The organism is Exiguobacterium sp. s143, assembly GCF_018618895.1.
GTDB classification, from domain to species: domain Bacteria; phylum Bacillota; class Bacilli; order Exiguobacteriales; family Exiguobacteriaceae; genus Exiguobacterium_A; species Exiguobacterium_A abrahamii.
Genome location: NZ_JACSMX010000001.1, coordinates 753,317 through 773,329 on the forward strand (window position 1 = coordinate 753,317; position 20,013 = coordinate 773,329).

21 protein-coding genes are annotated in these 20,013 nt (G+C 46.4%); 4 read left to right on the top strand and 17 right to left on the bottom strand.

Annotated features, from left to right (window positions below):
* Positions 1-108: 108 nt before the first annotated feature.
* Entirely contained in the window at positions 109-459 is a 351-nt protein-coding gene (locus tag KNQ03_RS04200; RefSeq protein WP_023468821.1) for a YugN family protein, read from the top strand.
* Between the two features lie 145 nt (positions 460-604).
* On the opposite strand, the gene KNQ03_RS04205 is transcribed toward KNQ03_RS04200, so the two are convergent.
* The 9 genes from KNQ03_RS04205 to cyoE form a co-directional block, all read right to left on the bottom strand.
* Positions 605-862, bottom strand: a complete 258-nt coding sequence (locus KNQ03_RS04205) for a hypothetical protein (protein ID WP_023468822.1) — start codon at positions 860-862, stop codon at positions 605-607.
* A gap of 6 nt (positions 863-868) precedes the next feature.
* Positions 869-1,474 carry an SCO family protein gene (locus KNQ03_RS04210; protein ID WP_023468823.1) on the bottom strand — a complete coding sequence of 202 codons (606 nt, stop codon included), beginning with the start codon at positions 1,472-1,474 and terminating at the stop codon, positions 869-871.
* Between the two features lie 12 nt (positions 1,475-1,486).
* Positions 1,487-1,948, bottom strand: a complete 462-nt coding sequence (locus KNQ03_RS04215) for a DUF420 domain-containing protein (protein ID WP_023468824.1) — start codon at positions 1,946-1,948, stop codon at positions 1,487-1,489.
* An 18-nt stretch (positions 1,949-1,966) separates the two neighbouring features.
* Positions 1,967-2,872 (bottom strand): cytochrome c oxidase assembly factor CtaG, encoded by a 906-nt coding sequence (gene ctaG, locus KNQ03_RS04220; protein ID WP_023468825.1) that lies wholly within the window; start codon positions 2,870-2,872, stop codon positions 1,967-1,969.
* Positions 2,873-3,003: 131 nt separating this feature from the next.
* Positions 3,004-3,333, bottom strand: coding sequence for a cytochrome C oxidase subunit IV family protein (locus KNQ03_RS04225; RefSeq protein WP_029342160.1), 330 nt, complete (start codon positions 3,331-3,333; stop codon positions 3,004-3,006).
* A 1-nt stretch (position 3,334) separates the two neighbouring features.
* Entirely contained in the window at positions 3,335-3,964 is a 630-nt protein-coding gene (locus KNQ03_RS04230; protein ID WP_029342161.1) for a cytochrome (ubi)quinol oxidase subunit III, read from the bottom strand.
* Position 3,965: 1 nt separating this feature from the next.
* The gene (gene ctaD / locus KNQ03_RS04235) at positions 3,966-5,834 is read right to left on the bottom strand and encodes a cytochrome c oxidase subunit I (RefSeq protein WP_174514739.1); all 1,869 of its coding nucleotides are present in this window, start codon (positions 5,832-5,834) and stop codon (positions 3,966-3,968) included.
* A 35-nt stretch (positions 5,835-5,869) separates the two neighbouring features.
* Positions 5,870-6,901 (bottom strand): cytochrome c oxidase subunit II, encoded by a 1,032-nt coding sequence (coxB, locus tag KNQ03_RS04240; RefSeq protein WP_081637364.1) that lies wholly within the window; start codon positions 6,899-6,901, stop codon positions 5,870-5,872.
* Positions 6,902-6,965: 64 nt separating this feature from the next.
* Positions 6,966-7,898, bottom strand: a complete 933-nt coding sequence (gene cyoE, locus KNQ03_RS04245; RefSeq protein ID WP_023468830.1) for a heme o synthase — start codon at positions 7,896-7,898, stop codon at positions 6,966-6,968.
* A 343-nt stretch (positions 7,899-8,241) separates the two neighbouring features.
* On the opposite strand from cyoE, the gene KNQ03_RS04250 reads away from it, so the two are divergent.
* Positions 8,242-9,117, top strand: coding sequence for a COX15/CtaA family protein (locus KNQ03_RS04250; RefSeq protein WP_035396889.1), 876 nt, complete (start codon positions 8,242-8,244; stop codon positions 9,115-9,117).
* 47 nt (positions 9,118-9,164) lie between these two features.
* Here the strand turns inward: KNQ03_RS04250 and KNQ03_RS04255 are convergent, their stop codons facing one another.
* From KNQ03_RS04255 to KNQ03_RS04270, 4 genes are all read right to left on the bottom strand, one after another.
* The gene (locus tag KNQ03_RS04255; RefSeq protein WP_149427633.1) at positions 9,165-10,520 is read right to left on the bottom strand and encodes a cryptochrome/photolyase family protein; all 1,356 of its coding nucleotides are present in this window, start codon (positions 10,518-10,520) and stop codon (positions 9,165-9,167) included.
* 75 nt (positions 10,521-10,595) lie between these two features.
* Entirely contained in the window at positions 10,596-14,030 is a 3,435-nt protein-coding gene (locus tag KNQ03_RS04260) for a pyruvate carboxylase (protein ID WP_214723663.1), read from the bottom strand.
* Positions 14,023-15,294, bottom strand: coding sequence for an FtsW/RodA/SpoVE family cell cycle protein (locus KNQ03_RS04265; RefSeq protein WP_149427635.1), 1,272 nt, complete (start codon positions 15,292-15,294; stop codon positions 14,023-14,025). Before KNQ03_RS04265 ends, KNQ03_RS04260 begins: the two co-directional genes overlap by 8 nt.
* 70 nt (positions 15,295-15,364) lie before the next feature.
* Positions 15,365-15,643, bottom strand: coding sequence for an Fpa/YlaN family protein (locus KNQ03_RS04270; RefSeq protein ID WP_023468835.1), 279 nt, complete (start codon positions 15,641-15,643; stop codon positions 15,365-15,367).
* A gap of 123 nt (positions 15,644-15,766) precedes the next feature.
* Between KNQ03_RS04270 and KNQ03_RS04275 the strand changes: the two genes are divergently transcribed.
* A complete protein-coding gene (locus KNQ03_RS04275; protein WP_214723665.1) occupies positions 15,767-16,228 on the top strand; it encodes a hypothetical protein in 462 nt (153 codons plus the stop codon).
* Between the two features lie 39 nt (positions 16,229-16,267).
* On the opposite strand, the gene KNQ03_RS04280 is transcribed toward KNQ03_RS04275, so the two are convergent.
* Both KNQ03_RS04280 and KNQ03_RS04285 read right to left on the bottom strand, forming a co-directional pair.
* Positions 16,268-17,584: a PhoH family protein gene (locus KNQ03_RS04280; RefSeq protein WP_023468837.1), complete on the bottom strand. Its 1,317-nt coding sequence runs from the start codon at positions 17,582-17,584 to the stop codon at positions 16,268-16,270.
* A gap of 40 nt (positions 17,585-17,624) precedes the next feature.
* A complete protein-coding gene (locus tag KNQ03_RS04285) occupies positions 17,625-18,077 on the bottom strand; it encodes a PNPOx family protein (RefSeq protein ID WP_149427636.1) in 453 nt (150 codons plus the stop codon).
* 117 nt (positions 18,078-18,194) lie between these two features.
* Between KNQ03_RS04285 and KNQ03_RS04290 the strand changes: the two genes are divergently transcribed.
* Positions 18,195-18,398 (top strand): YlaI family protein, encoded by a 204-nt coding sequence (locus tag KNQ03_RS04290; protein WP_029342171.1) that lies wholly within the window; start codon positions 18,195-18,197, stop codon positions 18,396-18,398.
* Positions 18,399-18,441: 43 nt separating this feature from the next.
* Here KNQ03_RS04290 and KNQ03_RS04295 read toward each other — a convergent pair whose 3' ends face one another.
* Positions 18,442-19,536 (bottom strand): PQQ-dependent sugar dehydrogenase, encoded by a 1,095-nt coding sequence (locus KNQ03_RS04295; protein WP_214723667.1) that lies wholly within the window; start codon positions 19,534-19,536, stop codon positions 18,442-18,444.
* A 122-nt stretch (positions 19,537-19,658) separates the two neighbouring features.
* Positions 19,659-20,012: a YlaH-like family protein gene (locus KNQ03_RS04300; protein WP_023468841.1), complete on the bottom strand. Its 354-nt coding sequence runs from the start codon at positions 20,010-20,012 to the stop codon at positions 19,659-19,661.
* Position 20,013 lies beyond the last annotated feature (1 nt).

The window sequence follows — 20,013 nt, forward strand, 5'->3', positions numbered from 1 at the left end:
TCTTCAAAATGACTTCACATCTTTTACGTCATCGTTTCATTCATTATGGTATGATAGTTTGGAAAGACTAGTATCTACTAGCAAACTGGGGTATAGGGGGATTCAAACATGAAGTTTGAACAATATGGCATCGAAGGCAAGGAACTGAAGTTCGGTCTTCTCGAAACAATCATGGAACATCACCGCTTCGTTCGTGAAGGACAGTGGGATTACGAACGCGCGATGTACGACATGAAATATGAAAAACAATCAACAGGTGAAGTATTCTACCTGCGTGTTCCTGTCTACGCGATCCAAGGCGAGATTGAAGACCGCCATGCTGTCGTTCGTATGATGACACCACTTCTCGGGAAACACTACTATCCACACGGTGTCGAGTATGATGAGACGTTCCCTCCGGAAATCGTCAAAGACTGCGAACGTCGTTTAGCAGCATTGCTCGAAACACTCGAAAAATAAGATCCACACGTAGAGGTTCCAATGAGGAGCCTCTATTTTTTGTTCTTCATTCCAAACAAAAAAGCTAACGACCTCGCATCATCCACGAAATCATTAGCTGTTCTGTCCACCTGATTGTTATTCTTTAATACACGCGAAATCGCTTTTAACGCGCGACGAATTGTACATAAGATACGACATCGTCTCCGAGCTGAATCCCAAGCTGCTCGCGTACATGAAGATAAAGCGCGTGAAGTGACGTTGCTGGTGCATTGACCTTTACGCTAAATGCAATCTCTTCCCGGTCCATCCGTTTGATCCGGGAGTGATGGATTCCATAATCCTCGATCGCACAAGCAAGTAATTCCTCGATGGCTTGAATAGAGACGGTAACATCTCCTTGCATGTACTCTTCATAAGTCATCTGCCTTCACTCCTTTGCTAATTGTGTGACCGAAGACATGACCTCTTCTAAGTCGACCGGTTCATCCGGTGTCTTCGCCATAGACGAAATCGCCCGTACTTTATTCTCACGGTCCAAAATGAACATTTGTGTTCCGTGTGTCACCAAGCCGCTCTCAGCCTTCGAGTAATAGAAATTCAACTGACGTGTCAAACGATCGATGACGACTGGATCTCCCGTCAATACTCTCCACCCTTTGGCATCTGCTTCAAAGTTCGAAGCATACTTTTTCAAGACTTTCGGTGTATCCACTTTTGGATCAACCGTCACTGCGACGAGTTCGACGTCACTTCCGTACAATTCTTCGCTCCGAAGCTTCTTCTCAAGCTTACGGTAATCATTTAACGTCAACGGACAAATATCAGGACAGTTCGAGTAGAAGAACGTCAACACTTTGACTTTTCCGTCTTCCGAATTGAATGATTTTCCGTCTACGGCATTCGTTAATTCAAATGGTGTCGGTTCAGCGATGACAGGTAACTTTTCTTTCATGAAGAAATAATAATATCCCCCGGCTGCCGCAACTAAGATAAGGACGACGGCAGCGACCGTCAAGTAACTATTCTTTTTCAAGTTGGCTCCCCCTTAATGACTCCAGATCGCCCGGAATACGTTCGTCGTCTCACCCGGATCGTAGACGACATATAGTAAGCAATACACGATCACACCGGTAATGGCTGTCAAAAACCAAACGATTGAGGCAACCGGTCCGATTTTACGGTGACGTGCAAAGTTCTTCTTATACGCGTGATAGAGTGCCATCAAACCGAGCACCCCACCAGATGTCGCAAGAAGGATGTGGAAGATCAAGAATCCTGTGTAGTAGGCTTTGACGGACTCTGGACCGCCAAAGGCTGTGTTACCGAGCAGAATCGTACGCAAGGCATACATGATGAAGAATAATAAAGCGAGTGCAGCTGCAATCGTCATCACGGTTTGGTGAGCTTTCATATTACGACGCGTTTGGGCGATTAAAAACCAGCCAATCGCTACGAAAATCGCACTGATGACAATCAGCGACACACAAATCAACGGCAAATAACTCATGTTCCAACTTCCTCCAATTTAATCCGCTTTTGGTGTGAAGGACATGCCTTCATCCACGGCAGTACTTTTTGAACGGCGCACCCATGTAAAGAAGGTCAGTCCGAAAAATAGACCATACACGAGTTCTTGACCGAGCTTCATGAGGACACCACCAAAGCGTTGGTCCTCTAATAAGTCATCTGTCGTTCCGAGCAATCGTTCCAGGTTCAATCCGCTTAAATCATTGTTCGGCATACAGTAAGCGAGTACTTTCGCGAACGTCGCCGGATCCTGATACGCTTGATACTGAAAACTTTGACTGAAGATCATGAAGGCACAGGCTGGTGTCAACAACACACCATTCGCTACGATGTAGACCATCTTCTTCAGGTCAGAAAGGCTGTCCGCCTCATTGACCGGTGCAATGATCGGATACCACATCGTCATACTCAAGAAAATCAATGTTCCGTGGAACAGACGGTGAACGGTATAGTTCGTCAAGACATAATCAAAAATAAATGGCATGTGATAGAACGTAAACAAGGCATTAAAGACGACAAGTGCAATCAGCGGCTTGATGAAGAAGCGAAGAATCCTACCAAGATACGGTGTATCGAACAAGCGCTTATAAAGCCACTCTGGTATCGCAATCAACAAGAGCGGCGGTGCGACCATATAGACGAATACCATCTGCAGCATGTGTGCTGAGAACGTGATATGTGCTAGCAGGTCTAATGGACTTCCAAAACCGATGTAAAAAACGATCAATGCCGCGAGCATCGAAAACTTTTGCCCAAGCGTTGTTTCCGGCTCATCCGGACGACGCAACTTTTCTGTCACGACAGCATATAGGATATACAATCCAACGAGTATCAACGCATAATACGGACTCCATAAGACAGTCCATTCGAATTGCGAAAGTGCTCCCCTTAAATTGCCTAACATATTTTTTCACCCCGTTCCTTTCTCTTACAAACTAAGATTACCGTTCCCCTATTTCATTGTAAAGGTTTCTCATAAAACGATTCCAAAATAAAAGACCATCCTGCTAAACGTTAGCAGAATGGTCACATTTCTTACCAGATCAACAGACGAAGCGTCGCAACGATCGTCAAGGCGACGAAGATGCCAAGACCCATCATGACTTTGATCCATGTGTTGCCTTTGTTGTTCATATGCATGAACATGTAAAGCTGAAGGTAAACCTGAACGATTGCCATGATGATCAAGAAACCACCAGCTGCCCAGTGCGGCATGAGATCAGCCATGACAGCACCGAAAGCGATGAGCGTCAAGAAAATCATGAGTGCGAAACTGATGAGTTGCAGTTGTGTCTCACGACCACGTTCTGCTTTCATCTCAAGCTCGATTTGATTGCGCGTAAGTTGCGGTTCGTGTTTTTCCATCTTATTTCACCATCCCCATGAGGTAGACGACTGAGAAGATAAAGACCCAGACGACGTCAATGAAGTGCCAGTAAAGACTTGAAACATAGTACTTCGGCGCATTCACGACCGTGATGCCACGGTTCCAGTTCCGGATGAGCAATGTCGAGATCCAGAGAAGACCGAACAAGACGTGCGCACCGTGGAAACCGACGAGAGTGTAGAAGGCAGAACCAAATGCACTCGACGTGAATGTATGACCGATGTGGTAGTAATGATTGAACTCATAAATCTCACCCGCTAAGAATGCTAGTCCAAGAACAAGTGTGATAATTAACCACATTTTCATCTTCTTGACATCATTACGTTTCATCGCCATCATCGCAAGAACACTTGTTAATGAACTTGTGAGAAGGAGCATCGTCATGATGAAGACGAGACCCATTTCGAAGATGTCATAACTGCGTAGACCTTCTTTTGCACCGGAGTTATGGAGACCGATGTATGTCCCGAAGAGAGAGGCGAACAAAGTCGTCTCTCCTCCAAGGAAGAACCAGAAGGCTACATATTTATTCTTACCCTCAAGTGTTGCTTTTTCAACATGATCCGGAATACCCGTGATCGGGTTATTCGGTACTGAATGATGACCCATCTTACTTCGCCTCCTTTTCTGCTTCAAGGCGTAGATCTTCTTCGACGACTGATTTCGGGATGTAGTATCCTTCATCATCGATCCAAGAACGGAGGAACATCGCGATCAATGTCATCGCAAGACCAATCAAGGCAACGACAAGACCAACAGTTCCATAGTCTAGGCGAAGAATGAATCCGAGACCTGCGAGGAATAGACCGACTGACATGACGAATGGCAAGATCGTGTTGTTCGGCATGTGGATATCGCCGACTTCTTCCGATACAGAAACTGTTTTGTTTCCTGCCATTTTTTCGAGCCAATACGTATCCAAACCTTTGACGAGTGGGATTTGAGCGAAGTTATACTCTGGAGTTGGAACTGGAAGTGTCCACTCAAGTGTACGTCCATCTCCCCAGACGTCGCGTTTTACATATTCTTTTGACATCAATGCTGCTGCAATCGAAATGACGAGAACGATCGTCGACACACCCATGAAGGCTGCCCCAATTGATGAAAGTAAGTTCATTGTTTCCCAGCCTTGGTTTGGCAAGTACGTGAAGACACGACGTGGCATACCTGTAAGACCAAGAATATGTTGCGGGAAGAACGTCAAGTGGAAGCCGATGAAGAACAACCAGAATTGAATTTTTCCCCAGAATTCGTTGAGCTGTTTCCCGAACATGAGTGGGAACCAGTAGTAAAGACCTGCGAAGAGACCAAAGACAACCCCACCAACGATAACGTAGTGGAAGTGAGCTACTACGAAGTAACTGTCATGGTACTGGTAATCGGCAGGTGCAACAGAAAGCATAACCCCTGTCATACCACCAACAAGGAATGATGGAATGAACGCGACCGAGTAAAGCATTGCGACTGGGAACGTCAACTTACCGCCCCATAGCGTAAAGAGCCAGTTGAAGATCTTGACCCCTGTCGGTACAGCAATCGCCATCGTTGCTACGGCGAAGATCGCGTTTGCGACCGGACCGAGACCAACTGTGAACATGTGGTGGACCCATACCATGAATCCGAGGAAACCGATCAACATCGTCGCAAAGACCATCGTCGTGTAACCGAAGAGACGCTTACGAGCAAATGTAGGAATGATTTCAGAGAAAATACCGAATGCCGGTAAGATCAAGATATAAACTTCCGGGTGACCGAAGATCCAGAAGAGGTGTTCCCAGATGACGATGTTCCCGCCCGCTGCCGGGTCGAAGAAGTGCGCTCCGAAGAGTCGCTCGAACGTCAAGAGGAACAATCCAACCGTAAGTGGTGGGAATGCGAAAACGATCAAGGCAGAAGCAACGAATGCTGTCCATGTGAAGAGCGGCATCCGCATCAGTTTCATACCTGGTGCACGCATGTTCAAAATCGTAACGAGGAAGTTAATTCCCCCCATAAGTGTACCGAAACCAGAAATCTGAAGTCCTAACGCATAGAAGTCTACACCGAGAGACTCAGGTACTGTCGAGAGTGGTGCGTATGCAGTCCACCCTGCGTTCGGTGCAGCGCCGAAGAACCAAGAAAGGTTCAACAAGACTCCACCGAAGAAGAACAACCAGAAACCAAGTGCATTCAAGAATGGGAACGCAACGTCACGTGCCCCGATTTGAAGCGGTACTGCTGCGTTCATGTATCCAATCAACATCGGCATCGCTGCCAAGAAGATCATCGTCGTACCGTGCATCGTGATCAATTGGTTAAAGAGTTCACCGCTGACGAAATCGTTCATCGGTTTAATCAATTGAAAACGAATCATTAGGGCTTCTACGCCACCGACTAGAAGGAAGAACAATCCAGACATGATGTAGAGAATCCCGATTTTCTTATGGTCGACTGTCGTTAGCCAGTCCATGATGCCGCTTTTTTTCTGCGGCATACCCATAGTATGTGTCCCCACTATGATTCCCCCTTAAAAAATTATTGGAGCTTTTTGTCCAATAGATAATCTGCCAATTCGCTCAATTCTTCATCGCTGATCTGATCTTCAGAGAATCCAGGCATTTTCGTACCTTGTTTCTCTTTTTGAGGATCGCGAATCCATTTTTCGAGGTTTTCTTTATCATGGTCGAGGTAACCCGCGATACGTTGACGATCACCGAAGTTCGTCAAGCTAGGTGCGACTTTTCCGCCACCATGACAGCTGAGACAGTTCTGGGCATAGACTTTCTCGCCAGTCGTCCAGTTCTTTTCATTCTTTTTATCAAGCTGCTTCGTCTCTGCTTCTTTCGCAGCTTTCATATCTTTCAACCAGTTGTCGTAGTCGTCTTGTTCAAGTGCAACGACTTTGAAGTCCATCAATGCGTGAGAAGGACCACACAACTCGGCACATTTACCGTAGTAAGTGCCTGCTTCTTTTGCTTGTAACCACATTTCGTTTTCAAGACCTGGGTTCGTATCTGTTTTACCAGAAAGAGCTGGTACCCAGAATGAGTGAATGACGTCTTTAGACGTCAAGTTAACAGCAACACGTTTACCGACTGGAATGACAAGTTCTTGTCCTGTCGAAACACCTTTGTCTGGGTATTCGAACTCCCACCAGTAGAGGTTTGCTGTAACGTTGATTTGTTCGTTTTTCTTCGCTTCTTTTGCATCTGCGAGTTCAACCGTTGTTTTGATCGTCGGAATTGCAAGAACGATCAAAAGAAGAATCGGAATGACTGTCCAGATGATTTCAAGCGTATGGTTCCCTTCGACTTGCTTCGGAACCGTGTTATCACCTGATTTACGACGGAATTTCATAAGTACGTAAATATAAATGACGGCTACGATCGCAAGGACGAACAACATGACCCACAAGCTAAGCTTGATGATCTCAAGTTGCATCTCAGCGCCTTCTCCGCGAGGCTGTAGCGCAGACAATTCCGGAATTCCACAACCTGATAACATGAGTGCCATCAAGCCGATTGGAAGAAGCCGGAAGAGCATTTTTACTGATTTTTTCACAACCATCCCCACTTTCTTTGTCCCCAATTTTGTCTTTCGTAATGGTGTACGTGAATTATGTCAAATCGTTTTAGAGAGAAACGAGTACGACCGTCACGATCCAAGCCGTGAAATAAAACAGTGAGAAGAAGAACATCTTCGACGCCCATTTGATTTCGGCTTGTTCATCTTGGATCTTCAGACCTTTCAGTCCCATATAGAGCCAATATCCACCGAGCAATGCCATGACGATCATGTAGATGATGCCATAGTGTGCTAAGAGGAGTGATGATGGAATGAGTACTGCAATCCACCATACAATTTGTCGTTTCGTGATCGCGAATCCGTTTACGACAGGTAACATCGGGATACCTGCTGCCCGATACTCCTCTGTCCGTCGCATCGCGAGTGCAAGGAAATGTGGTGGTTGCCACACGAACATGATGAGGAATAAAATCCACGCATCAATGTGAAGCGTCGGAGTGACTGCCGCAAATCCAATGATTGGTGGCACAGCTCCTGATATACCACCTACGACTGTATTGATCGTGTGCGTCCGCTTTAACCACATCGTATAAATCACGACGTAAACGAATGATCCGATCAATCCGAACACTGCCGCCACATGGTTGACGATCAACAACAATACCGTACCGGTCGCAAGAATACCGAGTCCTAGTGCGAGTATCCGCTGTCCATCCATCTTCCCAGTAACGCTTGGTCTTCCCATCGTCCGTTCCATCTTGTAATCGATGTCCCGGTCAATGTAGTTATTGAGGTAGCAACTTCCGGCAATGACCAATCCACTCCCGAGAAGCGTCCACAGTAACATCCACTTGGTTTGCCACAAGTACAACAGGACATCATCCGTTATGTACGATGCTGCTACGACATACCCCGCGAAGACCGTAATCAGATTGGCACGGACAATCCCCATTTTTGCTAGGGTAATATAGTCCTTGAATGTCGGCTGATCTGCTTGCTCGATCGCCATATCCAGTGCCTCTCCAGTAACTTTCGCCATGCTGTTCCCTCCTTTTCACCGTCTGCTTCCGTTTAGCACCTAGGCTTCACGTAATTTCTTCACAGAAATAACACAGACATGCCACGAAACGCCCTTTTCTCTATAAAAGATACCACATATCGAGGACCGTGACGTATGAAAATACTTTCGACATAATGAACAAAATGTGAAATCTATGTGATTTTCATCACAGTTCACCATATTTACCTAATACTAGAATAGCGTTGTTCTAAAAGATTGCAACCCTTTCAGTACTTTTTATGCGATACTAGACCTATGGAAATCCATGTATTTCGTATTTTTTTAGAAAGGTGGTGTCCAAATCTTGAATCGAAAACTTTCGATGTTTTCAGCCTTCGTCACGTTTACGATGATGATCGTCTTACTGATGGGTGGGACAGTCACAAAAACGGATTCGGGAGATGGTTGCGGAACGGATTGGCCACTCTGTCACGGGGAACTCATTCCGACGAACCCAAGTGTTGAAACGATGATTGAATATAGTCACCGCGCTGTGACTGGAGTCGTTGGACTCTTAATCATCGCCTTATGTCTCTGGACGCTCGTTGCCTTCAAGGATCGATTAGATACGAAGATCTTTGCGTTTCTTGCTTTCATCTTCATGTTGATTCAATCGATCGTCGGTGCTGGAGCAGTCGTTTGGCAACAATCAGACCTCGTCATGGCGTTACATTTCGGAATCTCTTTGATTTCCTTTGCTTCGCTATTGATTTTGACACTGTTGATCATGGAGCGTCCGGGTCAGGAATTCAGGGAATCTGTCCCAGCATTCTTACGGAAGCTCTTGTACGGTCTACTCATCTATACGCTGATCGTCGTTTATACGGGTGCTTACGTACGCCACGTCGGGGCTACATATGCTTGCGTTGGTTGGCCTGTCTGTTCTCAACCTTCCATGACATTCGAAGCGTGGGTGCAGATGATTCACCGGATCATGGCAGGATTACTGTTCCTGTTCACCTTATTCGTCCATGTCGTTGCGATTCGCTTAAAGCATCGGACGACAACGATTGGTATGGCGTTCGCGACGTTCTTCATTTCGTGCCAAGTCGCCACTGGGGCTTGGATCGTTCTTGGTGGACATGCAACGTATGTGCCGTTACTCCACGCCTTCTTGATCACATGTTACTTCGGGGTCTTATCTTACTTGACGTACCATGCATTCCGAACACGTAAGGCAAATAGTCGTCTTCAATAAGGTCGTAAAAAAAGGATGTTCCTCAAGCGAGGAACATCCTTTTTTCATTATTTGAATCGAGCAATCGCACGCTTTCGCGCTTCGTCATGTGCGACGATTGGTTCTGGATAGCCATAATCCTTGCGTTGCTCAGCAGTCGGTTCATGAATATACTGCTTTGATAAATCCTTGATTTCCGTGACATACTTTCGAATGAACTCTCCATCCTTATCGAACTTCTTCGATTGAGTCGTCGGATTGAAGACGCGGAAGTACGGGACGGCATCCGTTCCGACTGATGCTGCCCATTGCCAACCCCCGATGTTTGATGCCGCTTCATAATCAACGAGTTTCTGCTGGAAATATCGTTCGCCTTTCTGCCAATCGACCAACAAGTCTTTTGTCAGGAAAGAAGCGACGATCATCCGTAGACGATTATGCATCCACCCCGTTTGATTCAATTGCCGCATCGCTGCATCAACGATCGGATAGCCCGTCTTGCCTTCACACCACGCCTTGAAGCCCGCTTCATCTTCTTCCCATTCGATTTCCCGATATTGCGTATTGACGGCTTGTCGTTTTGATTCCGGGAAATGCATTAAAATCATGTAATAGAATTCACGCCAGATGAGTTCGGTGATGAAGGTCTGTTTCCCTTTTGATTCTTTTGCCTCCTGAACAGCCGCATAGACGGTCCGAATGCCGACTTCTCCAGTCCGTAAATAGCGAGAAAGTAAACTCGTACCGTCGACAGCAGGAAAATCACGATTCTCTTCGTAATCTTCAAGCGATTGTTCGATGAATTTCTTCAAGCGTTGTTTCGCCTGCTTTTCACCAGGATGGAAGACGGCTTCCGACTCTGCCTTTTTAAAATAAGCGTTGATGAAACTATTATCGTGCTGACGCTTTTGATAATGATCCCGCAGCGTTTGCCATTTCACTTCATATGGTGCAGGAATATCTTTTTTCATGAATGCATTCTTATATGGCGTGAATACTTTATAGAACTTTCCATCTTGCTTTTTAATGTCATGTGGGTGAAGAAGATGTCGGTCTAGTAGTCGCTCCGTCTGACGATCTTTACGCTTTTTAATGATTTTTTCATCTCGCGTCTTGAATGGTTCGACATATTCCGCATTAAATAACAAAACGTCCGCATCACCAGTTGCGTCTAAGAAAGCCTGTTCATCGCCTTCGATGAAACGGATTGGCATCTCTTTCTCTTTGCAGGCATCAGAAAACATCTCGAGCGCTTGGAAGAAATATTGTTGCCGTGCTTCATATTCTCCGATGTAATCCGGATTGAGCCAAAAGACGAACTCGACCGTCGCCTTCGGATTTTCATTTAGTAATTCAACAGCACGTGCCAACATGTGGTTATCTTGTAATCGAAAATCACTTCGTACCCAACAAATAATGTTCAATCGTATCCTCTCCCACTACGTATTGAATGAAAAACAGGCAGCCCGCCGAGCGTGCGCCTGTTTTTCGTTGTGACCTTATACGAATTCAATCAGTAAGTCTTGACTTGCGATGGCTTCGCCTTCCTTGACGTGGACGGCTTTGATTTCACCGTCTTCCGGTGCTTGGATCGTCGTTTCCATCTTCATCGCTTCCGTGACGAGGAGTTGCTCTCCTTTACGGACACGTGTACCCGTCTCGACGAGTACCTTCAGCACGCTACCCGGCATTGATGCACCGATTTGTTTCGCATTGCTTCGATCTGCTTTTGGACGACTTGATGAACTTTCCTTAATACTGATGTCTTTGACTTCGACTTCACGAGGAACACCGTTCATCTCATAATAGATCGTCCGCATCCCATGATCGTCTGGCTGACCGATTTGAATCAACTTGAGGTAGAGTGTCTTGCCTCGTTCGATTTCAACCTCGATCGTCTCCCCTAGACGCATTCCATGGAAGAACGTATTCGTATCAAGAACAGAGATATCACCATATCGCGCGACATACGAACTGTAGTCCATGAAGACTTTTGGATAGAGCGCGTAAGCGAGTGCATCAAATTCTGTAACGGGACGTTCAAGTTTTTCGAACAACTCATGTTTGATCGCATCAAAATTGAGTGGTTCCATCATCTTACCTGGACGTTCTGTCAGCGGAGCAGCTCCCTTGAGAATAGCCTGCTGAACGTCTTGCGGGAAACCATCTGGTGGTGTTCCGAGCTCCCCTTTCATCAGTTCGACGACTGAATCCGGGAAATCAAGTCCACTTGCACGGTGCAAGACATCCTCTTCTGTCAGATGATGTTGAACCATGAAGAGTGCCATGTCTCCGACGACTTTTGACGATGGTGTGACTTTGACGATATCGCCAAACAGCATATTGACACGCGCGTACATCTCTTTGACTTCAGACCAACGATCCGCAAGTCCAACCGCTTTTGCTTGTTGCTGTAAGTTCGAATACTGTCCACCCGGCATCTCATGGTCGTAGACCGTTGGATTCGGTGCGATCATATCGAGTTCGAATGCTTGATACAGATGACGCACGTCCTGCCAATAATCCGAAATCTGTTCAAACTTCTGTGCTGATACGAGCGGTTGACGTGGATGACCACTTAAGGCATGAATCAAGCTACCACCCGCTGGCTGACTCGTCAGTCCCGACATGCTTGATGCCGCGACGTCTACGACGTCGACACCTGCATCAATCGCACGCGCATACGTATAAATCCCGTTCCCACTCGCATCGTGTGTGTGGAGATGGATCGGTAGCGATACCGCATCTTTAAGTGCTGATACGAGCGCGTAGGCTGCCTCCGGTTTCAAGAGACCCGCCATATCCTTGATGGCAATGATATGAGCGCCGCTTTCTTCCAGTTGTTTCGCTAGATTGACGTAATACGGCAGGTGATATTTCGGTCGATTCGCATCGAATAAATCCCCTGTATAACAGACAGCTGCTTCCGCGATTTTACCTGTCGGCAAGACCGCATCGATGGCAAGTTGAATCGACTCCGGGTTGTTCAAGCTATCGAAGATTCGGAAGACGTCGACTCCTGCCTGCGCCGCTTCCTTGACGAACGTGTGAATGACATTGTCCGGATAGTTTTTGTAACCAACGCCGTTCGCACCACGAAGCAACATTTGAATGAGGACGTTCGGCATCTTTTCACGTAATTTCATCAGACGAACCCATGGATCCTCCGATAAGAATCGGTAGGCGACATCAAATGTCGCGCCTCCCCATGCTTCGACAGAGAACAGTTCAGGTAGCAGTTTCGCTTCCGCCTCTGCAATCGCAACGAGATCCTTCGTCCGCATCCGCGTCGCAAGGAGCGACTGATGGGCATCACGGAATGTCGTATCTGTCAACATAACGTTCTCCTGAGCTGCCAACCATTTTGCGACGGCTTCTGGACCTTCCGCATCGAGAATCGCTTTTGCACCTGGTGTATAGTCTGTCGGGAGATTTCTCGGAATCCGGACGTCACGCGCAAGCGGCTTGTCCAATTTTCCGATTCCCGGGAATCCATTGACGGAAACCTCTCCGATGTACGTCAAAAGTTTCGTTCCCCGGTCTTGACGTTTCGGGAAGATGAATAATTCTTGTGTATCATCAATGAACGATGTATTGTAATCCCCGCTGACGAACGCATGGTGCTTCAAGACGTTGCTTAAGAATGGGATATTCGTCTTGATCCCACGGATTCGGAATTCACTTAAGTTTCGACGCATCTTCGCAACGGCTTGATCGTATGTCAAACCATGCGTCGAGATTTTAACGAGCAGTGAGTCATAATATGGTGAAATTTCCGCTCCAACATAAGCATTCCCACCATCGAGACGTACACCAAAACCGCCTGGTGAACGATAGGCTTTAATTTTCCCTGTATCCGGCAAGAAACCGTTCTCCGGATCTTCTGACGTGATTCGGCTTTGGATCGCAAAACCAAGCATCTTAATGTCTTCTTGTTGCGGAATACCAACGAGGTCGCTATGTAACGATTCGCCTTCAGCAACACGGATTTGTGTCTGGACGATATCAACGCCCGTGATCATCTCCGTAATCGTGTGCTCGACTTGGACACGTGGGTTGACCTCGATGAAATAGAACGATTCATCTTGTGTCACGAGAAATTCGACCGTACCCGCATTTTCGTATCCGACATGCTTCATCAATGTGACGGCTGCGTCACAAATCTTTTGTCGACCTTCGGCTGATAGCGTCACACAAGGTGCCACTTCGACGACTTTTTGGTGACGACGCTGTACAGAACAATCACGTTCAAACAAGTGAATGATGTTCCCATGGGCGTCACCGATGATTTGAACTTCAATATGTTTTGGTCGTTCGATTAATTTTTCGACGTAAATCTCATCCGAACCAAATGCTTTCAAGGCTTCAGATTTCGCACGTTCGATCATGTCTGGAAGCTCTTCTTCTGTCCGGACGACACGCATACCGCGTCCACCACCGCCAAGCGATGCTTTGACCATGAGTGGATAGCCTGCTTCCTTTGCGAACGCATACGCTTCATCAATGGATGAGATCGGACCATCCGTTCCTGGAATGACAGGAAGACCGGCTTCAATCGCTGTCGTTCGTGCCCGTACTTTATCCCCGAACTTATACAGATGCTCTTCTTGCGGTCCGATGAAGATGATTCCTTCTTCACGGCAACGTTTGGCTAGCTCAATATTCTCAGAGAGGAATCCATAACCAGGATGGATCGCATCACATTCGGCTTTTTTCGCTGTTGCAATGATATCTTCAATATCGAGATAAGCTTCGATCGGTTTTTTCCCTTCTCCGATCCGGTACGCTTCATCGGCTTTATAGCGATGAAGAGAACCCATATCCTCTCGCGAATAAATGGCAACGGTACGAATACCGAGTTCTGTCGCTGCACGGAAAACGCGAATCGCGATCTCCCCGCGGTTTGCTACGAGAATCTTCTGGATTTTAGTCAACTGATGCTCCCCCTTTAGTTAATGAGCTTGTGGCACTCATCGAACGTGCAGTCCGCACTTCTTTCTGATAAGCCACTCGATATTTGTTTTGCATGGAAATGTTCGCCATTACACCAAGCATCGTACTCATGACGAGTAACGATGACCCACCGTAACTGATGAATGGCAAGGTAACACCTGTACCTGGAAACAGACCGGACATGGCCGCGATATTGATACATGTCTGGATGAAGATGATACCGGATATCCCGAGAGCGAGCATGCTCGAGTAAAGCGAGACACACCGATTAGCGATGACCGCACCTTGAATCATCAAGTAGAACAGTAGACCAAGCACGACGAGGACACCGACGAACCCGAGTTCCTCCGAGATGATCGACATGATGTAGTCGGTTTCAGGTTCAGGCAAATAACCATACTTCTGAAAGCTATTCCCGAGACCTACTCCGAATAATCCCCCGTGGGCAATCGATATGACGGAGTTGATGAGCTGATACCCCTTCCCTTCTGCGTCAAGGAAGGGATTCAAACTTGCTTGAATCCGTTGCATCTGATTATCCGAAAAATTATTCCATGCGTACAAGAAGATGATTGGTACGGTGACGACACATAACATGATGTAACCACTCGGTAATCCAACTGCGAATAAAATCATCGCCGTGATGAGTAACAGAATGAACAATCCGCCGTCATCCGGTTGCATGCGAATGATGATCGCGTAAGGTGCAAGTAATACAACCATCGGAATCAAGATCCAGTCCGAGAAACTAAGTAAAATCCGTCTTCCTGGAGACGTCGCTGGAATTTGACGATGGATGAAGTGATGGACGATCCCAATCACGCCGTCCATTTTCCCTTTGTGCTTTTGATCAAAATAACTCGCAAGTCCGACGACGAGCACGAATTTACAAAGCTCAATTGGTTGAATCAAGAAGATACCGAAGTTCAACCATGCGCGAGCCCCGTTTAGTGGTGCCGAAAACAGCGTCGCCATCAACATCAACCATGTAATCGCGTACAAGAGTAAACGAATCACTGGTCCACGGAACACCTCATGATTGATTTGCGAAACGAAAAGAAACAATACGATAGCCATCGCATCAAACATCAACTGCTTCTCAAAGAAGGACGTATTCGCATAATCTCCACCGTTCCACACGCTTGCACTATAGACCATGACCGTACTGATCGCCATGAGGATAAGCATCGTAAAGAAGAGACCATAGTCAAAAAATGCTCGTTTTTCTTTAAACTTCGCTAACATATGTACACGTCCTTTTTTCATTTTCTAAAAAAAAATACCCAAACGCCGCATTTCACGTTTGAGTAGAAAATCAGCACGTCTCCGCATCATGTAAATCAGATAATTGCTGTTCAAGTGATTCGAGTAATTGTTTCCCCTCACCCGCATCAATCAGTTCAAGACGTACCGCAAAATCAATCTGACGGGATAATCCGAACATTTGTGTATCCAATACTTCCTCGTAAAGAGGACATTGTGGCATCGTTAAATTCGCAAGCTGGACCTCGATCAACCGGCGGATTTTTTGTGCATCCGCTTCTAGTAGCTCAAGAGCGCGCTGGCGATGAACTGTCTCGATTTCAGTTGACAATCCAATCCCTCCTCATCAAATGACGCGTTCCTGTTATAGCTAAACTTTACCTTACTTTCGCCAACAATTCAACGTTTCGGTATAATGGATTTGTTGGACTTACACATTTAGGGGGTAGAACAAATGATTTTTCCGATTAACGGTAAAGTACGGCATCAGTTGACGATTGATCCGACAGTCTGGATCTTTGATGAACGAAAGGTGGCAATCGAGAAAATCGGGCAACCAGCCGACACAAGTGAACAAGAAGCTTACTACGCGAAAATGGGGGCTGCGTGGGATAAAGGCATCATGGAAGGCAGTCGTACGGATCACAATCGTCCGATGACACGTGCTGAAAAAGAAGCCGCGCTTCAAGGGTCATTCGCAATGGCGCTTGCACCGTTCATCCGGAATGCCGAGCTCTTACCGGATGCGATCGCCATTCGTTTCGAAGGCAAAGAAACGGTCGAACTTCCACTTGAGCAACTCGACGAAGTGTATCTGCAGTTCTCACAAGACGGCAAAGTGTTAGCAGATGGACCCGTTCATCTGTTACACGGACAACGGATCGTCAAATCAGTTCATACGGTTACCGTCATATAAGGAAAACGTGGTGCGCCTGAATAGACGCACCACGTTTTTTCATAGTAAATCGGCTGCGAGGCGAGCCAAGTTCGAGCGCTCTCCTTTGACGAGTTTGACGTGTCCCGTCATCTTCTCATTTTTGAGTCGTTCTACAGCGTAGGATAAACCATTGGAATACTCATCTAGATACGGATGATCAATCTGTTGCGGATCCCCGACTAACACGATTTTCGAGTTTTCACCGACACGTGTCAAAATCGTCTTGACTTCATGTTTCGTCAAATTCTGCGCTTCATCGATGATGATGAATTGTCCCGGCATACTACGTCCCCGGATATACGTTAACGCTTCCAGTTGAATCGTCTTCATTCCGGCGAGAATGTTACCTAGTTCGTCTCCCGATCCCGTATTGAAAAGGTGTTCGAGGTTATCATAGATCGGTTGCATCCACGGACGAAGCTTCTCTTCCATTTCACCCGGCAAGTAGCCGATATCGTTTCCCATCGGTACGACAGGACGAGCAACGACCAATTTTTTATATTTATGCTCGTCTTCCACTTGCAGGAGACCCGCAGCGAGTGCAAGTAACGTTTTTCCGGTACCTGCCTTACCAACGAGTGTCACAAGTGGTACATCGTCACGTAATAATAACTCAAATGCCATCCGTTGTTGGACGTTTCGTGGAATGACGCCCCAGACTTGATCGACATCGATCGAAAGTGCTCGAATGATTGGCAGGTTCTGATCAACGACGGCGATGGCTGAAGCTTTCGACATGTTACTTTTTAAGATGACGAACTCATTCGGTTGCACTTTTTCTGGCAAGACATCCACCGAAAGCCGTTTGTCCTGATAGAAGGCATCAATATATTCCTGATCGACGGTCACTTCGATGAATCCTGTATAAAGACCGGTCAAATCAGCGATATGATCCGTCATATAGTCTTCAGCGACTAATCCATACGCATCCGCTTTGACGCGGACTAAGATATCTTTTGAGACGAGAATGACATCTCGTGGGGTCGCTTCGGTTTGTTGTTCCTGATGAATCGACCACGCCAGTTCAATGATCTTATTATCGTTTGATTCATGCGTAAACGGCGAACCTTCATGAATGGAGTCCCCGATATCGACGCGAAGAATACCGCCGTTTCCGAGTGGCACTCCCGCATGAAGCTGACCCGTTTCTCGTAATTGGTCTAAAATGCGAGCTGTTTCTCGTGCATTACGTCCAACCTCATCCATGTTGCGTTTTTTTCCATCTAGTTCTTCTAGTACGATCGCTGGTATGACGACGTCGTGCTCCTGGAATTGGAATAGAGAAAGTGGATCGTGAAGCATGACATTAGTATCAAGTACGTATATTTTTTTCATTCCATCGTTCGCCCCTTTAGAGTCGAGTTTGTGATGAATGTTACGCTTTTAGGATGCGATGAACGAGTTGATCCAACCGTTCAGCTGCCTGTTCATCGTATGTTTTTTCGATAGTTGGTCGTTGTGTGACAGCTGCTCCGTAAAACAAGATGTCACGTACCTCCTCAACGCGTCCCTCATAAAAAGCGAGTGGCAACGGAAGGTCTTCTTGCGGCGTAAACGCCTTGACGTCCGTACATGTTAAGCTGTACGTCGACTGATCTGCAAAAAAGATCAATGTGAAGACCGGATGTTCTCGTAATGTTTTAACGAGATGAGAATCTGCTTCGATTGTAAAACGAATCGTTTGTGAATCCGTCGCATGTACCCAACTGATTGCATGTGTGATGGGCCAATGTTTGGATTGATCATGCGTAATCAAAAAAACGAGTGGTAATTGCGATAGTGCTTCTAGTTGACCTGAGTTGAGCTGTTGTTCAACTTTATTTGCCATGACATCACCCCCTCTACGACTTAGTGATGATATTTCGATATATACTTCTCGTTTCCCTTTTTTACATCTGAATAATCTTCTAATATGATATACTAAGAAAAAAAGGGAGGACCTGGCATGCGAGTGAAATGTACGATTTGCGATAAGCGTGAAACGATTGATGATTGGTCCTTCACGGCGAAGCGATTACGCAATAAACCTGTTCGTGTCCACATTTGTGATGAGTGTCGATCACGCGTAGAAGAACGGACACTTGAACGCCACGCTTCTGGACAATTTCATTTATACCCGACTTGGGAAACGAAACGAAAACACTGGTAAACAAAAGGTCTGCGGGGAAATTCCCTGACAGACCTTTTGTTGTTCATCGATTGATTCGAACGAGTCGATCATCATCTGCCGATGGATTCCCTCTTCCGTCCGTATTATTTGTAATATAGTAAATCGATGTCTCGTCAATCCAGACATCTCGAATCCGACCTTGATTTTCGACGATCGTCTTGACTTGCTTCGTCTCTAGATCGATGGTTTGTAATCGTTGTCCGACAAGTGTTGCAAAATAAAGTGTATTCTCTGCCGTTGCAACTCCACTTGGTGCAACAGATTGTTCTCCTACTTCATACCACGGCGTCACCAGTCCATCTGCTTGTTCTTTCCCTTCAATCGTCGGCCATCCATAATTCTTTTGTTCGATTCGGTTGATTTCATCGTGCCCACTTTGCCCATGTTCGCTTGCATACAGTTGATCATCGACGAAAACAAGTCCTTGTGGATTCCGGTGACCGAGACTGTAGACGTATCCTTTTTGATTCCCCTCGAACGGTTTCCCTTCAGATGTGATACGTAAAATCTTTCCTGCCAACGAATCAATGTCTTGTGCCAGTTCGGGATTCGCTGCGTCTCCTGCTGTGACGTAGAGTGCGCCCTCAGGTCCCCACTCCAGTCGTCCCCCGTTATGAATCGTCGCTCCGGGAATATCATCGAGTAAGACACGTTCTTCCGTCCACTGATCACCCTCTTCTTTTATCGCGATGACGCGATTCGTCGCTTGTCCTTGTTTGGCGTACGTATGGTAGACGTATGCTGTCTTATTGTCCTTAAAATCAGGATCAAGTACCATCCCAAGCAATCCACCTTCTCCTTCAGCGAGGACATCCTCTTTCAGCTGAAGGCGCATCCGTTCATAATCATCTTTTTCTCCTTTGACAATCGTTCCTTCTCGTTCCGTGATGTAAAATACTTCTCCTTCTCGGACAATATTCCACGGAGCGTTTAGCTCTTTAAATACGACGCCTTCTTGCGCTTGAGATGATTGCGTCGCTTCTTGATCACCTGAATCCTGTTGATTGTTTTCTTGTGTCGTCTGATTCGTTTCCTCTGTTGACGATTCTTCTGACGTTTGTGTACACCCCATCAGGATACCCGCTAACAGTAGGGGTATGACATACCTTATTTTCACTGTTTTCTCCCCCTTTTAGTATCATTGTTCCCGCTACGCTTTAAATCATGCATCTGAATTGGCTCAAAAAAAAGAACGAACCTCCGAAGAGATTCGTTCTTTTGATTCATGACATGCTTCCGTCAAGAAGCTGTCCGTTCACGTTCACGCTTGACCATCCACATCCGGAAGCGATAAATACCAAGTACGAAGACCATCGCTAAGAGTACTTCAGGAATCGGCCATGTCCAGAAGACAAGCGTCAATGCTGCCGAGAAGACGGCGAGCAAGAGATAGACGATCAGTGATTTCCACCATGCTAGTTCCTTAGCAAATCCTAACTTAAAGACGACAAGCGTCAAGATGACGACGGTGATCATTAAAGGATAAAATCCCGCTTCGATGTTATTCGGATCACTTCCGATACCGAGAAGTTTCGCGATGAACGGAATATCGTATTTCGAGAAATCAGAAGCAACGGCAGCTTGTGCATTCATT

What these genes read in the sequence shown, in the direction of transcription:
- KNQ03_RS04300 (WP_023468841.1), bottom strand. Translation starts at nt 20,012, where the DNA reads ATGAATGCACAAGCTGCCGTTGCTTCTGATTTCTCGAAATACGATATT.
- KNQ03_RS04280 (WP_023468837.1), bottom strand. Translation starts at nt 17,584, where the DNA reads ATGAAAAAAATATACGTACTTGATACTAATGTCATGCTTCACGATCCA.
- KNQ03_RS04215 (WP_023468824.1), bottom strand. Translation starts at nt 1,948, where the DNA reads ATGAGTTATTTGCCGTTGATTTGTGTGTCGCTGATTGTCATCAGTGCG.
- ctaD (WP_174514739.1), bottom strand. Translation starts at nt 5,834, where the DNA reads ATGGGTATGCCGCAGAAAAAAAGCGGCATCATGGACTGGCTAACGACA.
- KNQ03_RS04200 (WP_023468821.1), top strand. Translation starts at nt 109, where the DNA reads ATGAAGTTTGAACAATATGGCATCGAAGGCAAGGAACTGAAGTTCGGT.
- ctaG (WP_023468825.1), bottom strand. Translation starts at nt 2,872, where the DNA reads ATGTTAGGCAATTTAAGGGGAGCACTTTCGCAATTCGAATGGACTGTC.
- KNQ03_RS04250 (WP_035396889.1), top strand. Translation starts at nt 8,242, where the DNA reads ATGTTTTCAGCCTTCGTCACGTTTACGATGATGATCGTCTTACTGATG.
- coxB (WP_081637364.1), bottom strand. Translation starts at nt 6,901, where the DNA reads ATGGTTGTGAAAAAATCAGTAAAAATGCTCTTCCGGCTTCTTCCAATC.
- KNQ03_RS04230 (WP_029342161.1), bottom strand. Translation starts at nt 3,964, where the DNA reads ATGGGTCATCATTCAGTACCGAATAACCCGATCACGGGTATTCCGGAT.
- KNQ03_RS04205 (WP_023468822.1), bottom strand. Translation starts at nt 862, where the DNA reads ATGACTTATGAAGAGTACATGCAAGGAGATGTTACCGTCTCTATTCAA.
- KNQ03_RS04285 (WP_149427636.1), bottom strand. Translation starts at nt 18,077, where the DNA reads ATGGCAAATAAAGTTGAACAACAGCTCAACTCAGGTCAACTAGAAGCA.
- KNQ03_RS04275 (WP_214723665.1), top strand. Translation starts at nt 15,767, where the DNA reads ATGATTTTTCCGATTAACGGTAAAGTACGGCATCAGTTGACGATTGAT.
- KNQ03_RS04265 (WP_149427635.1), bottom strand. Translation starts at nt 15,294, where the DNA reads ATGTTAGCGAAGTTTAAAGAAAAACGAGCATTTTTTGACTATGGTCTC.
- cyoE (WP_023468830.1), bottom strand. Translation starts at nt 7,898, where the DNA reads ATGGCGAAAGTTACTGGAGAGGCACTGGATATGGCGATCGAGCAAGCA.
- KNQ03_RS04290 (WP_029342171.1), top strand. Translation starts at nt 18,195, where the DNA reads ATGCGAGTGAAATGTACGATTTGCGATAAGCGTGAAACGATTGATGAT.
- KNQ03_RS04225 (WP_029342160.1), bottom strand. Translation starts at nt 3,333, where the DNA reads ATGGAAAAACACGAACCGCAACTTACGCGCAATCAAATCGAGCTTGAG.